Genomic DNA, 15436 nt, shown 5'->3' on the forward strand with positions numbered 1-15436 from the left:
ATGTGCCGAATCGGCACATCCCTTATTTTTTATGGTAAATCATTTCCTGCTGCGAAGTACACGTCGTACCATTCTTGTTTCGTTAAGGTTACATCGCCGCCTGCAGCACTTTCTTTGATCCGAGTCGGATTCATCGTACCTAAGATTACTTGCATATTCGCTGGATGACGTAAGATCCAAGCAGTCGCGATCGCATTTTTATTCGTGTCATATTTCTTCGCTAGTTTAGCCAGCAGCTCATTCAATTCTGGGAACTTGTCATTATCAATAAAGACTCCTTCAAAGAATCCGTACTGGAATGGCGACCACGCTTGGATCGTCACGCCTTTACGACGAGAAAATTCTAACACGCCGCCATCATGATCGAATGAACGGGTATCCGTCATATTCGTATGCATGCCGTAATCGATCATCCCTGTATGCATGATTGAAAATTGCAATTGATTGATCAATAATTTTTGATCTACATGAGATTGCAATAATTGGAATTGTTCTGGGTTAACGTTCGATACACCGAAGTGACGGACTTTTCCGCTGGCCTGCAAAATATCAAACGCTTCTGCAACTTCTTCCGGCTCCATCAATGGATCAGGACGATGCAGCAGATAACTATCTAAGTAGTCGATGCCCATCCGTTCCAAAATACCATCTACAGAATCTAATAAATGTTGTTTCGAAAAGTCATAACGTTTGTCGTCGCCAGTCACGATGCCGCCTTTTGATTGAATAAAGAATTTATCCCGCGAGATGTTTGCTTCTTTTAAAGCCGCGCCGAAAACTAATTCGGATTTTCCATCGCCATACATATCCGCTGAATCGATAAAATTAATATCACTTTCTAAAGCAGTTTCTAAAACTTCTGCTGCCTTTGTTGACGTTAGCGCTGACATTCGCATGATTCCTAGAGCGATCGCTGAAGCTTCCCAATAGCTGTTGCCGATTTTTCGTTTTAGCATTGTGTCCATCCTCTCTGAAAAAACATTTTTTCTTACCTATAGAAGTATAGACTATTTTGTTGATAAAAAAAATCCCCAGCCCTTAGAATCGCACTCCGCAGTTCTCGCTTGACCCAACAGACCTTTCTTCGTATGCTTATTTTTGAAGGAGGGTTCCTATATGTACTCGATGCTGAAAAAAATCATTACCGAAAAGGATATTTATCGTCAGATTTTACTCTTGGAACAGCTTCTTAATCATTCACAATTAACCGCCAAAGAGCTGGCCGAAAAAATCGGAACCACCGAGCGCACCATTTTTTCAGATTTGCAGCTGATTCGTACTTATCTGCCGCAACATTGGGAGTTGGACTCTGACAAAAGCGGCATCCGCTTGATTGCTCAGGAAAAGGCGTTGACCAATGATATCTGGGAAACCTTTTTACCCCATTCAGTCAGTCTGCAATTAATCAAACAATTATTTTTTACCAAGGAATTAAACGTTCCTCGTTTTCTTGATGAAACAGGTGTCTCCTATGAAACGCTCAAACGGCAGCGCACAAAAATCAATCACCAGCTGCAGCTTTTTAACATCAAGATCCATCTAACCTCTACACGCGCCCATTTGATCGGCGAAGAAAGTGCCATCCGAATTTTTTATCATCGGCTGCTGCTGCCCTTTACTCATAACAATTACTTTTTTGAGGACTATACGATCCACGAAGAACATTATCTACGCTTCTTAACAAAAGAAATCACCGATGAGTTGTTTGTGGATACGGAACAGATTTTTGGAATCTGCTGGTTCTTTATCAATAGTATCCGCATCAAGGCCGGTTGTCCCATCGATGACTTCAGCTTTGAAGCCAGCGATCCCTTATTCAATATTTACGCACCGCTGTTAAAGGACCTATACAAAAAAGAAGGCGTCTATCTGCAAGACGAAGAAATCTTTTTTGCCTTTTTCTGCTTTTTAGAAAGCTGGAACTACAATAATCCTTTAGGAAAAAAAGTCGCCGATGTATTAGCTGAAGGATATCCCTTGCTGCGAAAAAAAGCGCAGCAAACCATTCAAGAAATCGCCGGCGAGCTGTTGTTGCCGTCGTTACTTCAAACAAACCTGCTGACAAATATTTTGCTGCTGCTGTTAAAATACGCCGAATCACCGGCGCTGTCGAAGCAATTTCAATTAGAATATCAAGAACTGCTGCTGCAAAGAAATGAAACTTACGCGATCTTAACCGAAAAAAGCACGGAGCTTTTTAATAGTCTGCCGCAATTTTCTGCGATCGGAGATACGACTTATTTCGTTAATCTCTTTTCACTATTAAGCCAGCAGGCCATTTTCATGATCCGACCTTATACGAAAACGATCTTCTTTGTTTTCCAAAGTGAACCCGCTTGGAAAATCTTCCTGCAGCAGGAGCTGGCGGATCTTTTGGGCAAACGAGTCAACTTAGTTTCACTGGAAGTTTCTCAGCTGCAAACTGGAAGACTTCAAAGCGGTGATTTGATCCTTTCCAATATTCCGCTGGATTCGATGCCGATCCCGGTGGTCTACATTTCCACCATCCCAACAAAAAATGAGCTCAGCCAATTGACTGAACTCACTTCTCATTCGTATCTTTAGATGGAACGGTTAGTCATTTTGGTAATGGCTAACCGCTTTTTCTTTTTTTCGAAAAATCCCTTTACTGATTCTTTTCTCGATCTCAACTACGAAGAACAGCAGCAGCGCATTGCCTAAAATCACTAATTGTTGTGTGAAGCTAAGTGCCGTTGTTCCAATCAACTGCTGGCCTAATGGTAAGAAGACAACACCTAGTTGAAGAACAAAGAGGATTCCTAATGAAATAAACAAGAATTTATTTTCGAAGAAGCGGCGGTTGATCGCCGGATCGACCATCTCACGACAATTGATCATATAAACCGCCTGTCCTAAAACAATACTCTGTAAAAGAATCGTCTGCTGCAACGCCGCACCATCAAAACGCATTGATAAGAAGTACGCCGGAATCATGATCAGCAAGGAAACATACAAGATCCTGAAGAAGCTGTAGCCGGATAAAATCCCCATCTTTGTATCTCTCGGCGGACGAGTCATTGTATCGGCACTCGCCTTTTCAAAGCCTAATGCATAAGAGAGTGTGATCGTCGTCACCATGTTGACCCACAAAATTTGGATCGGTGTTAATGGTAATGGACGGTTCATCAACAGAGCCAAGATTACGATCAACCCTTGTGCTAGTGCTGTTGGTAAAAAGAAATTGATCGTCTTTTGCAGATTATCAAAGATTCTGCGGCCTTCCTTCACGGCTTTTACGATCGTGTAAAAATTATCATCGGCTAATACCATATCCGCCGCTTGTTTACTTACCTCACTGCCTTTGATCCCCATTGCGATCCCAATATCAGCCTGCTTCAAGGCTGGTGCATCATTCACGCCATCACCTGTCATTCCCACGACTTCTTCTTTTTTCTGCAACGCCGTCACGATTCTCAGCTTATGATCTGGCGTCGTACGAGCAAAGACATCTACTTGCCCCACCGCTTCAGCCAATTCTTCATCAGACATGCCATCAATATCGGCACCTTCTAAAATTTTAGACGTGTGCTTCAACCCAATCTGCTCACTGATTGCTTGAGCCGTGGCTTTGTGATCGCCGGTGATCATTTTAACCGCGATCCCTGCCTGCTGTGCCTGCTCAACCGCTCGAATGGCGCTCTCTTTCGGCGGATCAATGATTCCTGCTAAGCCGGCAAAGGTTAATCCAGATAATGACTCATGGGTTAATTCTGTTGAAGAGACTTTTTTATATCCGAAGCCTAGTACCCGCTGACCTTTACTAGCAAGCTCCAGTCCGCGCTGCTCCCACTTAAGCTGTTCTTCATTTGTTAAGCCAGCTTTTTCCAATAATACTTCCGGTGCACCTTTTACAAAAATTATCTGATTTTCGCCATCCGCGTGCAGCGTCGCCATATATTTGTAACTAGAGCTGAAGGGGATCTTCGCTAATACTGGCTTTAACTGCTGCTCTTCTTCGGCTACATAATTCAACAATGCCAGCTCTGTCGGATTGCCATGAATCTCTTCGATTTTTTGCTCATCTTTAGTCTTTAACTCTTGGCAGTTATTCATTATTTCTTTAACTAATGAAAGCTCTTCTGTGACAACTTCCTGCACGGCCATCTCATTTTTCGTGAGAGTTCCTGTTTTATCCGAGCAGATCACCGTCATTGAGCCTAGCGTTTCTACCGCGGGCATTCCTTTGATGATCGCATTCTCATCCGCCATTTCTTTGACACCCATCGAAAGGATCATTGTCAACACAGCCGGCAAGCCTTCTGGAATCATCGCAACGATCAAGGCAATACTCGCAGAGAACATCAAACTCCAGTCCATTCCATATCTAAAGCTCGTAAAGAATAGTAAGAAGACGATTAAGGCTAGAATGCCTCTAAAAATTTGTTTATTTAATTGATGCATTTTTTTAACCAGCGGTGTCGTCTGCGCTTGGATCGATTGCAAGGCATGATTGATTTTGCCGATTTCCGTCGCATCTCCTGTTTCAACGACCAATCCGCGAGCCGAACCCGTTTGTACGAGTGTGCCTGAAAAAGCCATATTTAACTGATCCCCAGCCATAGCATCCTGTGAGATCGCTTCGACCGTTTTTTCAACTGCCTCAGATTCCCCAGTCAAGATTGACTCCTCCACTGTCAAATCATGTACTTCGATCAGACGCAGATCGGCTGGGATAACATCGCCAGCCTTTAAGATCACCACATCGCCCCGAACCAGTTTTTCTGAATCCAGCTTCAACGGCTGTCCTTCGTTTAAGACTGTCGCCTCTTGACCCATCATTTGCTTCAAGCCATCCAATGACTCTTCCGCCTTACGCTCTTGCCAATATCCCACGAAGCCGTTGACGATCACGACTAGGAAAATAATTCCGCCTTCCACCGCTTCGCCTGTCGCGAACTTCAGCAAGGCTGCCACGATCAAAACGATCATCAGCAGATCCGTAAAGTGCTTGGCGATTTTCCGCCATAGCTTGACTTGCTCTTTCTCCTCCATTTTATTCGGTCCATTATTTTTTAACCGCGCCTCACGTTCTTCTGTCGTTAAACCTGTGATTTGCGACTCGACTTTATTTAAAACCGCTTCACTTGATTGTTTATACCATTTCATCTATGTATTCCTCCATGTCATTCATTTGATACCTTAAGTATACGGAGAAATCCCATTTTTTAAGGTCGATAATTTCATGGAAGACTGCAATTATTGTGTTTAAGCAAATAAAAAAAGCAGCCCCGCTTCAATAATATGAAGTAGAACTGCTTACGATTAGATCAGATTAATGTAAAAAGTTTTGCAGATCATCGCCGTATTCGTCGATTTTCTTCGTTGTCAAAATTGTTCCCGCTACTAAAACGCCGCTTACGATAAGTGTACTAGCAACCATAAATTTAACTAGTGATTTCATGCGATTCCCCTCCTATGATTTTTAATTATTAATGAAAACGAAACAGCTATAACTAGATTGCTGCCTCAGTTATTGTATGTATTAACCATAGCACAAGTAATTCTATGTATCTCCTAATATGCTCATTCCGGTCATTCATTCTTGAAAATGCAAAAATCACTCAATTGCTTTTATTAACCATACAACAAAAAATATTCAGTACCTTTTTTTAGCGTATTCTAGTTGTTGATTGAACGCGATGATTCGATCTCTCAACCCCATCATCTCATCATCCAATAGATGCGCTTTATCCGAACAGATGCGCAGCTCATTGATTAATGCTGGATCTTTGTTGTCGCTCTTATATTTCAATTCATGCTCTAAGCTCGCCCAAAAGTCCATGGCCGCAGTACGAAGCTGCACTTCCACCACAACATTTTTCTTCATGTTAGATAAAAATACTGGCAATTGAACGATCAGATGCAAACTGCGGTAGCCGTTTGTCTTTGGATGTTTAATAAAGTCTTTTTCATTTACCAAGACCACATCATCTTGTCCAAGAAACATTTCTCTGATGCGGTAGACATCATCGATATAAGAACAAATCACTCGAACACCGGCTCCATCAAAAACATTCGATAAAATATCATCCAAGCTTATCGAAATTCCTTTTCTTTCGCATTTCTTATAAATCGATGTACTTGTCTTTACTCTTGAACTAACTCCCTGAATCGATGAGCGTTCGTTTTTCATTAATAGCTCAGAAAAAAGAATTTGGAATTTTGTTTCACATTCCTTCATGGCACATTCATAAAAAAACTGTGCCTGTTGTATTTCTTTTTGCTGAGATGAATGAAGCTCGTTCATTTTTCTCCCGCCATTCATAAAATTTATAGTACAACTATTAACCATTTTTATTTATAAGCTGAAAAATAAATGAACAGAGGAAAGAATGATCAAGAAAAGAGAGAGCAGGACAAAAAATAGGGACAGCATTAACTGATCTGTTGCAGAAAATTTTTTTTTGCTCCGCCTAATGAGGATGAGAAAAAGTCCTCCGATACCTGCTAACAAAAAGGCGCTTAATGCAATCATCCAATTCCTCCTTCACTCAATTCCTTCAGCTCTTTCAACTATTTATTGAAAACCTCTGTCCAAATTTTTTTCTTGCGGCAGCTATCCATTTTGAGGCGCCCTCTTTGTCAATTCAATCACCAATTTGACGGCTTTCTCCATTTCTGCGATAGCTATGTATTCCTCTGTCGTGTGGATCTTTTCATATCCAACAGACAGATTGACGACTTCTTTTCCTTTTTCATTGAAGATATTTGCATCGCTTCCGCCTCCGCTGATCTCTTTAATCAAAGAAAGATCATGTTCAATCATTGCCTGATCCAAAATTTTCATTATCACAGATTCATCAGAAATGTTGTATCCTGTAGCCATTTTCTCTACTGTCATTTCAAAGGAACCGCCATATTTTTCTACCGCTCCATTAAAGGCAGCTTCGATCTCCTTCAGTAACTGCTCAGCGACTTCTGATAATACCGAACGAACTTCTCCTTTCAGCTTCAATGAGTCCATGATAATATTCGTCGCTTTTCCGCCGTCGATCATCCCGATATTTGACGTTGTCATCTCGTCAATTCGGCCTATATCGATCTTTTGTAAAGCATCCGATAAAATCGCAACAGCAGATATCCCTTTTTCCGGCTCTATACCTGAATGCGCCGATCGTCCGTTTACTTGAACCTCATACATGAATAAGGTCGGGCTGGCAATTGTCACGCGACCGACCTCTCCTCCGCTGTCTAAAACATAGCCGTTTTCTGCTTTGATCAGCTGCATATCCAAGGCTGAAGCACCAATTAATCCGATTTCTTCTCCTGGAGAAAAAACAAACTCCAAATCACCGGTTGTAATCCCCTGTTCTTGAATCGTTTCAATTGCTTCGATGATAATCGCAATTCCCGCCTTGTCATCTGCACCTAAAATCGTTTCCCCTTTAGAAGACAAAATACCTGATTCTTCAATCACTTCAATACCCATTCCTGGCGACACGGTGTCTGTATGGCAGGAAAAGAAAAGAGGCAGTTTGTTGCGGTCTTTTCCATGATGTCTAACGATCAAATTGTTTGAACCTAATCCGGTAATTTCCTTGCTGGCATCTTCAACGATCTCCATTCCAAACTTCATAAATTTATTTTTTAAGTATGCATGAATTTCTCCTTCATTTCTCGATTCAGAATCAATCTGAACCAGTTCGATAAATGTTTTCACTAAACGGTTTGTATTCATAGCTGTTCCTCCATCAATTGTTTTCTTAAGCATGCACTTCCAAATATTCAATAATATCTGTCATATTCCCTACAGGTACCACCTTCATCTCAGTCTGAATATCAGCTGCCACTTTTCTAGCCTCGAAATAGTTTGTTGAAAAAGTTCCTTCTTCATTTCCTAAATAAGGAACAAAGAAAATATCCGCTTGAGAATGATGTGCAGCATATACCTTCTGCGGGATTCCTCCGACAAGACCAACACTTCCATTTGCTTCTATCGTTCCTGTTCCAGCAACTGTCCTGCCATTCAGCAGGTCCTGTCCTGTGATCTGTTGATAGATACTTAACGTCAGCATCGCTCCAGCTGAGGGGCCGCCAAATCCTTTAGAATTTATGCGGATTGGTTCATTAGTAGTGACCGCCAGTACGCCGTTCAATAAATAGCCGCTTCTTGCCACTTGCGGGATAGATAGTTCCTGTTTTTTACCTTCTCGCGCAACGACAAGTTCGGTTTGCGCCGCCCTCAATTTTTGAGGAAGTTTGGCTAACGCATTAGGCGACACTTTTTCTCCATTTATTGAAAGGATAACGTCGTTTATTCTAAGTGATTCTAAAGCCTGGACATCTCGATTGATATTCATTATTCGTATTCCAATAAACTCAAGCTCCTTCTCCTTTTCGGCAAGTCGAAAAGCTTCCGTAACTGCTGTTTGCTTGGAATTTGCCATAAAAGCCTGCTGAACATCTCTGCTATCTTGTCTTACTGTTTCATAATTCTGAGTTTCTTTCGAGAAATTTTGATAGGGGTGGATCAGCGCTTTGATTAACGTAAATACCGTCCCCTGTTTTCGTTTGACCGTTGTTACCAAAATTTCTGAATCACTTTTTGGGGAGCTGTCTGCCACCGAGACCATTTCCATCGCATCTGCTACTGGCCCCGGCTTGGTTATATATAAATCTGGAATTCTATAGAAAAACGCAAAGTAGATCACTGCAACACTCAACAAAGCAACCGCTAAATACTTACTAAATCTCTTCATAATCAACCTCTTTATTCATAAAAAACTATCCTAGCATCAAACCAACAATTAACCCGCCGGTAATGACAGAAGTTATCGTTATCGTAGAAAAACCTGCCGTTACCATAATCGGTAGAATATTCTGCTCAATAACAGCGATCTCTTCTTCTGTCTCCCCTACAGCTGCCGCAGCTTCTTTCGTTAGAACCATCGTCCCTGGGAAGCCAAAGAGTGTCGTCATTCCAACAGCGATAGATAAAGGACCCGAGTAACCGACCTTTTTACCAATAAGGAATGAAGCGATAAAGATAATCGCCAAACCTGCTGCTAAGTAGAAAGCAATCGGTCCAATCAAATGCAAGAGATCCGCCGGAACAATATCTGCTAACGGTCCAAACGCGATAACCATGATAGAAATCATTAGTAAGCCGAAAGAATCGGTTGAAGATAACGCATTAGGCTTCAAAATTCTGAAATGTCGCAAAACGATTCCCAGCAATAATGCAATCACAAAGGCATTCACCGTTCCATTAGTCAATTGACTTAAAAATCGAGATACGTACATTGTCAGCCCCAGTAAAAACAGTGTGCCGTATGGTGTCCGCAAAAATTCTGGTAAAATACTTTCCTTAGCCTCAGTTGTATTTTCAGCGACTTCCTGTTCAAAAAACGTCAGCTCACCATTGCGATATTGCTTCTTCACACGAAGCGCCTCTTTTTTCAAAATATTCGCCGTAAACAAGAAGCCGACTAGATTTTTTAAGTTTAGAATCAAGAGCGGGAAAACCGCTAATAAGTAACTAGATAAAATACCTAAATCACCGCCAGCATTTTGAATCTCATTTACTTTCTCCTGCACCATTAAAATCGAAAGCGTCCCGCCAGTTATCGATGCCGTTCCAGCCACCGCAATATTTCGATCAAAAATCAGCTCGCCAATGAAAATCAGTATTACCGTCATCAAAACAACAGTTAGAGAACCGATCACAAAAGTTCGCCATTGCAGCTTCAAATCTTTAAAGCTCATCATCGTTCCTAAATGAACAATAATCACCCCGATGACCGCATTTCCTAAACCTAACAATCCCGAATCCTGAATCAAATCATGCGGCAGCAGATCCGTCGCAAAACCAACCAAAAAGATCAGAGATGCTACCAGCATCATCGATATCAAGGCCTTGCTTTTGTTTGAAACAAACTCTCCAATCGTCCAAATAAACATTACAATAGTAAAAGCTAATATAGGTTCCATTATTTTTCCTCCTTATTATTGAATCGGATGATACGTGAATCCCAAGCCGTGAACTTCCGCCACATTATATGTGATCATAAAGCTCTTAGGATCAATCTCATCTACGATTTTTCTAACCAACGGATATTCCTGCCCAGTCACCACTACCATGATCATTTCTCTATCACAATCATTTTTGCCGCCTCTAGCATCAAACACCGTCATTCCTCGATCGATTTCACTTGTTAATTGATCGCGAATTTCTTTTGTATTATCTTGACTTATAATCATTACCGCTTTTCTTCTCTTCAATCCGTTCTCAATGTAGTTCATAACAATCGACGTAATCCCGATAGATAAGATAGCGAATAGAAACTCTTCAAAACCAAAAACATAAAGACTCATAAAAACTATCACCATATCTGTCAGTAATAATCCTAGCGATGGGTTCACACCAAAATATTTTTCAAAAATCAATGGCGGGATGGTCGTTCCGCCGCTAGAAGCTTGAATTTTATATAAAATGGCTACTCCAACCGCGAAAACGACACTCCCAAAAATAACAGATAATAATCGATCCTCAGTTAACATACCGATTGGTACGATACGTAACGCTAACGGAAATAGTAGACTTCCAATTAATGTATTAAAGAAAATCTTTTTTCCTAAGAATAAAGCGGCCAGAATTAAAACTATGACATTCAATGATAATACGACCCATGAACGATCGATACCCAAAGCTGATTCTGCTAAAATTCCAATCCCGCTAGCCCCTCCAGCGGCAATATCATGAGGTCCTAAAAATAGATTGATACTAATTGCTAGTAACAATACCGCTACTGATATTTTTAGCAGCTGCAATAAAAAAGAAAGAACAGTACCGCTTTTCTTTTCTCTATTAATAATCGGCGTTCTTTTTTTCGCCCCTGTTTTTAAATTTAAAGTAACATTGTCTTTCATACCCTTTCCCCCTTCGTGACGACTCCTTAATGAGTATGGTGCTAGTTTAATAAAATAATAAAGAGCCCTCAAACAAACTATTTCTCAATATTAGAAATAATTTGTCTGAGAGCACTGCCGCTTTTTAAACATGTCGATCATTTATTATTTACCAGACGATTATGTAAAAAAGGACCTAAGAGAAAAGGGGATTCTCTTAGGCCATATATTTTAACTATTTGGTTTATTGCATCAGCTGTCACTCTCAAGTACGGTGTTCTGCATGTCTTTCAATGTTTGGATCGAAATCCGCATTTTCTCCATTTCATCTTCAGCTAGCGGTATTTCAATGATCTCCCGAATTCCTTCTCTATTTAAAACAGCGTTAGAACCAATACAAACATCTTCGCTATTATACTGACCCTCTAGATGAACTGAAACCGGAAGTACAGAATTTTCGTCCTGCAAAATTGCTTTTGTGATTCTTGCTAGTGAAATAGCAATCCCATAGTGAGTAGAGCCTTTGTAATGGATAATCTCATAAGCAGCATTCTTCACATTTTCCGACAACTCAACTAAATCGGATTTCGAAAATTCAGGATGCTGATCCAACCATTCCGTAATCTTTAATCCCCCGATATTTCCATGGGACCAAACAGGAAACTGTGTATCTCCATGCTCGCCTAAAATATATATATTGACATCGCGTGGATCTATTTGAAATTTTTCACCTACCGCACTTCTTAATCGGGCACTGTCCAGAGAGGTTCCTGATCCAATAACTCTATTTGCAGGAAATCCAGTCAACTTCTTTACATAATGAGTAAGAACATCGACTGGATTACTGGCAATTAGAAATATTCCAGTAAAATTATGTGCCATAACTGATTGAACAATCGACTTAATAATTCGTGCATTTCGCTTTACCAAATCCAGACGAGTTTCGTTTTCTTTTTGCGCTGCTCCAGCTGTGATGACTATTAGATCAGCATCAGAACAATCAGAATACTCCGCAGGATAAATACTTTTAGGTCCAACATAAGCCAAGCCGTTCGTAAGGTCTTTCACGTCGCCGGCAACCTTTTGAGAATCCAGATCAATAATGCCAACATTATTGCCAACTCCCTGTGCCATTAAAGCAAACGTATAGCTTGAACCGACATCTCCATTACCGATAACTACAATTTTATTCATAAAAATTCTCCTTCTGACTCTCTTACTTATCTATTATCGAACTTCTCATAATGACTTTCATAATTATTCAAGCAGCTTCAACGATAGATTGTATTGTAAGTTTAGTAAACAGAGATACTCTTCACAAATAAAATAATTCCCAAAAATGGAAATACTTTGTCTGAAGCAAGACAAAAAAACTTGAGTACTTATAAATCAGCCAACAAAAAAATAATTTAATAATCCCAAGGCAAATGTTTTATTTAATAAGCCAGTTCGTATTATAATGTAAGCGCATTGAGACTTTTAGATAAGGGGTCCTTTCTATGAATACTTATTCCTATGATTTGCTAGTCGATAAATCCATAAAAAGAAAAATCAAAATACTTCAAATATTACTTGAAGCCAATCGTCCGGTATCATTAAAAACTTTTAGCGACCTCTGTGATGTTTCTTACAAAACGATTCAACAGGACATTGCCTACTTAATCGATAATTTGCCAAACACTCTGTTATTGGAAGAATTCAATCACACCTTATCCCTTGAAAATTATGGAACGAGTCGTGAAATCATCACTTATATCGATAGCCTGATTTCTGATAATCCGATATTCCACATTATCGAATCAATTTTTTATGAAGAAAAAAAAGATTTAATCACTTACGCTTTAGACTTATACATTTCCGAATCTACAATGAAAAATTATATCAAAACCTTCCGTAAAGTTCTTAAGGATTTCAAGCTTGACCTCGATACCGCCAATTTCTCCTTGGTGGGGGATGAAGCAGATATTCGCTATTTCTTCTTCCAATATTTTCGCTCTATTCACGAAAGCAGCGCACCGATTATCCACAATGATCAATATCATGAGATAACAGAAGTATTAGAAAAAATGAAAAAGGAATATGATCTAAATCTAAATTTCGACTACTACAGAGCGACAATCTGGATGTTCATCATAGAAAAACGAATAGAAAACCACCACTTTATTAAATTTGATACCCCAATACTGGAAAAATATGAAAATAAAGATAGCTACCGTCGTTTTAAAACAGCCTTCTCCGCGTATTTCCACCCGAAGATACTTAACGAAGACAAACGGAACCAAGAAGTTTTGTTTTCTTATTTTGCACAAGTCGATACCATTATTTATGAATCGAACAGCTCATACTTAACCAACGACTTTATTCAAGAATTTACAGAGCAGGATTTGCTTATTACGAAATTCTTTATCGAATCAAAACAAAATTTGGTACTCAATCATAAAGCAAAATCAGCTATTCAATCCTATCTCACAAACCTGTCAATATTAACTGAATGTACAGACTTATTTCAAAAATATTCTCGCATTCTGATACGCAAGGCAAAAAACAATTACCCTGCTACTTTTTCCATTTGGTGCCGCATTTTAGAAAATCACAAATATTTTTCACAGATTGAAGATGTAGCGGCTAGATTGACCTTATTATATGAGGTAAAAAAATATAACAAGAAAAAGGTGCTCTTTGCCTTAACTGGTGATTCTTCTTCCGTAAGTTACTACAAAGCCCTAGCAAAAAAAGTCATCCCAAATGACGTTGAATATCACTTTTTGTTCAATCGTCCCTTAACAAATGAATTGCTAAGTACGTTGCAGATTGATTTGTGTGTGTATAATTTTGAACCGCAGCTAAACCTGACTTCATCCGATCTTTATCGCTTATCTGACATTCCCTTAGATACTGAATGGCAAGAACTGCAAGACCTGCTTTTCAACATCTAAAGACAAAAAATACCCCGTTGCTTTTATGTTCATTAAAGCAGCGGGGTAAAAAATTCACTTAATCGTTCCTTTACAACGGTCGCAACGTTCCTGTTCTTCTGTGTTTCGCTGCTTAAGCGTTTTGATTGACGAACATCCTCTTCAAACTGTGCTTGAATCTCACTAACCAAGGCGCTTGGACCATATAGAAATGCCGATATTTCATGATTTAAATGAAAGCTTCTAATATCAAAATTGGTCGAGCCCACCGAGGCAACGAGACCATCTACAATCAAATATTTGCAATGCAAAAATGACTCTGAGTCATACGCATAGACTTCAACTCCCGCAGACAGCAGCCGATCTATGAAGGAATTATTCCCGTAGTAAGAGATGGCACGGTCGCCTTTTCCCGGAATAATCAATTGCACCTTTAACCCGCATCGTGCTGCACGCCGAATAACCGATAAGGACTCCTCATCTGGTACAAAATATGGACTTGCTATCTGAATGGACCGTTCGGCTTTCCCAAACAACTCCATGATGGAGTCCCTTAGAATGCGCTCTGAATCATAGGGACCGCCAAAAATTATTTGACAGATGTCACTTCGTTCTCCAAAATACTCCTTTTCCAGCGGAAAATAGCTTTGCCGCGCATCAAAAAATGGCTGCAAAACTTGCTCATCTTCATTTAAGAAGAGCCAATCCAATAGAAATACATACTGTAAATAAATCGTACTAGGTCCTAAAATTCTTAAATTCGTATCACGCCAATACTTAAATTTGTCTGTTATACTTCGATATTCATTTCCTAAATTCATGCCGCCCATATGAGCAATTTGACCATCGATTATAACCATTTTACGATGGTTGCGCCAATTTATTCTGGTACTTAAAGAAGGAGAATTAACTAAATCATACGAGCGAACCGAAATTCCGGCTTCTTTCAGTTTAGAGATAAATTCAAAGGGCAGCTTTATCGATCCTACACTATCATAAATAAATCTAACCTTTACCCCTTGTTTAGCCTTTGCTATTAAAACATCAGCTAACTCAAGACCTGTTTCGTCTGCTTTATAAATGAAATACATTAGATGAATATGATGCCTAGCGCTTTGAAGATCCTTTAATAATTCCTGATACGCTTTTTCACCATCCGCCAAATGTGTAATTCGATTTCCTTTTAGCGGTTCATTTCCAGAAAGATACGTCAGCTCTTTTGAGATAGAATAAGGCTCATTGATTATTTCCGAATGCTCATTTAATAATTGAGCCATATATTGGTGCAATAATTGTTCATTTCTTTTTTGTACCGAAGAAAAACGTCTAAAATTAGGCTTACTGCCTACTAAGAAAAAGAGTAAAATGCCGACATAAGGAAAAAATAAAATAGCAAATAGCCATGCGAATTTTGAAGTAGAAGATCGCTTATCAATAAAAACCAAATAGCCGCATAAGACAAAAGATACCGCCTCTACAAAAATCGTCAAAACAATCAAACTATCAAAAAACTGATACGCCGCAAAACAAACACAAATAAATATCAAGCTGATGACCAACAAACGCTGTAATTTATTTTTCATTTCTGCTCCTCTCAAAAAGCCGCACTTTCATTTATTAGCATCCCCAAACCTTTATAAACGTAATTTTAC

At 39.6% G+C, this 15436-nt stretch carries 12 protein-coding genes; 2 read left to right on the forward strand and 10 right to left on the reverse strand.

Annotated features, from left to right (window positions below; genetic code table 11):
• Positions 1-29: 29 nt before the first annotated feature.
• The gene (locus FFR60_RS04975) at positions 30-956 is read right to left on the reverse strand and encodes an aldo/keto reductase (protein ID WP_137663297.1); all 927 of its coding nucleotides are present in this window, start codon (positions 954-956) and stop codon (positions 30-32) included.
• A 160-nt stretch (positions 957-1116) separates the two neighbouring features.
• Here FFR60_RS04975 and mafR point away from each other — a divergent pair, with 160 nt between their 5' ends.
• Complete coding sequence (mafR, locus tag FFR60_RS04980; protein ID WP_088934320.1) at positions 1117-2565, forward strand: global transcriptional activator MafR; 1449 nt, start codon at positions 1117-1119, stop codon at positions 2563-2565.
• A 9-nt stretch (positions 2566-2574) separates the two neighbouring features.
• Here mafR and FFR60_RS04985 read toward each other — a convergent pair whose 3' ends face one another.
• The 8 genes from FFR60_RS04985 to FFR60_RS05015 all read right to left on the reverse strand — a co-directional run bounded on the left by FFR60_RS04985 (position 2575) and on the right by FFR60_RS05015 (position 12063).
• Positions 2575-5127: an HAD-IC family P-type ATPase gene (locus tag FFR60_RS04985; protein WP_137663298.1), complete on the reverse strand. Its 2553-nt coding sequence runs from the start codon at positions 5125-5127 to the stop codon at positions 2575-2577.
• Positions 5128-5293: 166 nt separating this feature from the next.
• Positions 5294-5422 carry a hypothetical protein gene (locus tag FFR60_RS23080; protein WP_088934318.1) on the reverse strand — a complete coding sequence of 43 codons (129 nt, stop codon included), beginning with the start codon at positions 5420-5422 and terminating at the stop codon, positions 5294-5296.
• Between the two features lie 195 nt (positions 5423-5617).
• The gene (locus FFR60_RS04990; protein WP_137663299.1) at positions 5618-6268 is read right to left on the reverse strand and encodes a GTP pyrophosphokinase; all 651 of its coding nucleotides are present in this window, start codon (positions 6266-6268) and stop codon (positions 5618-5620) included.
• A 309-nt stretch (positions 6269-6577) separates the two neighbouring features.
• The gene (locus tag FFR60_RS04995; RefSeq protein WP_137663300.1) at positions 6578-7699 is read right to left on the reverse strand and encodes a M20/M25/M40 family metallo-hydrolase; all 1122 of its coding nucleotides are present in this window, start codon (positions 7697-7699) and stop codon (positions 6578-6580) included.
• Between the two features lie 25 nt (positions 7700-7724).
• Entirely contained in the window at positions 7725-8720 is a 996-nt protein-coding gene (locus tag FFR60_RS05000; RefSeq protein WP_137663301.1) for a SepM family pheromone-processing serine protease, read from the reverse strand.
• Between the two features lie 25 nt (positions 8721-8745).
• On the reverse strand, positions 8746-9951 hold the full coding sequence (locus FFR60_RS05005) for a hypothetical protein (RefSeq protein WP_137663302.1): 1206 nt from the start codon (positions 9949-9951) through the stop codon (positions 8746-8748).
• A gap of 15 nt (positions 9952-9966) precedes the next feature.
• Positions 9967-10890 (reverse strand): YitT family protein, encoded by a 924-nt coding sequence (locus tag FFR60_RS05010; RefSeq protein WP_137663303.1) that lies wholly within the window; start codon positions 10888-10890, stop codon positions 9967-9969.
• A 231-nt stretch (positions 10891-11121) separates the two neighbouring features.
• Positions 11122-12063, reverse strand: coding sequence for an L-lactate dehydrogenase (locus FFR60_RS05015; protein ID WP_137663304.1), 942 nt, complete (start codon positions 12061-12063; stop codon positions 11122-11124).
• 305 nt (positions 12064-12368) lie between these two features.
• Here FFR60_RS05015 and FFR60_RS05020 point away from each other — a divergent pair, with 305 nt between their 5' ends.
• On the forward strand, positions 12369-13805 hold the full coding sequence (locus FFR60_RS05020) for an AcpB/EbpR/MafR family transcriptional regulator (protein ID WP_137663305.1): 1437 nt from the start codon (positions 12369-12371) through the stop codon (positions 13803-13805).
• Positions 13806-13837: 32 nt separating this feature from the next.
• Here FFR60_RS05020 and cls read toward each other — a convergent pair whose 3' ends face one another.
• Positions 13838-15367 carry a cardiolipin synthase gene (gene cls, locus FFR60_RS05025; RefSeq protein WP_137663306.1) on the reverse strand — a complete coding sequence of 510 codons (1530 nt, stop codon included), beginning with the start codon at positions 15365-15367 and terminating at the stop codon, positions 13838-13840.
• Positions 15368-15436 lie beyond the last annotated feature (69 nt).

The organism is Enterococcus hulanensis (assembly GCF_005405485.1).
GTDB classification, from domain to species: domain Bacteria; phylum Bacillota; class Bacilli; order Lactobacillales; family Enterococcaceae; genus Enterococcus_A; species Enterococcus_A hulanensis.

Coding starts and splice junctions, on each gene's coding strand:
- FFR60_RS04975 (WP_137663297.1), bottom strand. CDS start 956: ATGCTAAAACGAAAAATCGGCAACAGCTATTGGGAAGCTTCAGCGATC.
- FFR60_RS05000 (WP_137663301.1), bottom strand. CDS start 8,720: ATGAAGAGATTTAGTAAGTATTTAGCGGTTGCTTTGTTGAGTGTTGCA.
- FFR60_RS04990 (WP_137663299.1), bottom strand. CDS start 6,268: ATGAACGAGCTTCATTCATCTCAGCAAAAAGAAATACAACAGGCACAG.
- cls (WP_137663306.1), bottom strand. CDS start 15,367: ATGAAAAATAAATTACAGCGTTTGTTGGTCATCAGCTTGATATTTATT.
- FFR60_RS23080 (WP_088934318.1), bottom strand. CDS start 5,422: ATGAAATCACTAGTTAAATTTATGGTTGCTAGTACACTTATCGTAAGC.
- mafR (WP_088934320.1), top strand. CDS start 1,117: ATGTACTCGATGCTGAAAAAAATCATTACCGAAAAGGATATTTATCGT.
- FFR60_RS04995 (WP_137663300.1), bottom strand. CDS start 7,699: ATGAATACAAACCGTTTAGTGAAAACATTTATCGAACTGGTTCAGATT.
- FFR60_RS04985 (WP_137663298.1), bottom strand. CDS start 5,127: ATGAAATGGTATAAACAATCAAGTGAAGCGGTTTTAAATAAAGTCGAG.
- FFR60_RS05010 (WP_137663303.1), bottom strand. CDS start 10,890: ATGAAAGACAATGTTACTTTAAATTTAAAAACAGGGGCGAAAAAAAGA.
- FFR60_RS05020 (WP_137663305.1), top strand. CDS start 12,369: ATGAATACTTATTCCTATGATTTGCTAGTCGATAAATCCATAAAAAGA.
- FFR60_RS05015 (WP_137663304.1), bottom strand. CDS start 12,063: ATGAATAAAATTGTAGTTATCGGTAATGGAGATGTCGGTTCAAGCTAT.
- FFR60_RS05005 (WP_137663302.1), bottom strand. CDS start 9,951: ATGGAACCTATATTAGCTTTTACTATTGTAATGTTTATTTGGACGATT.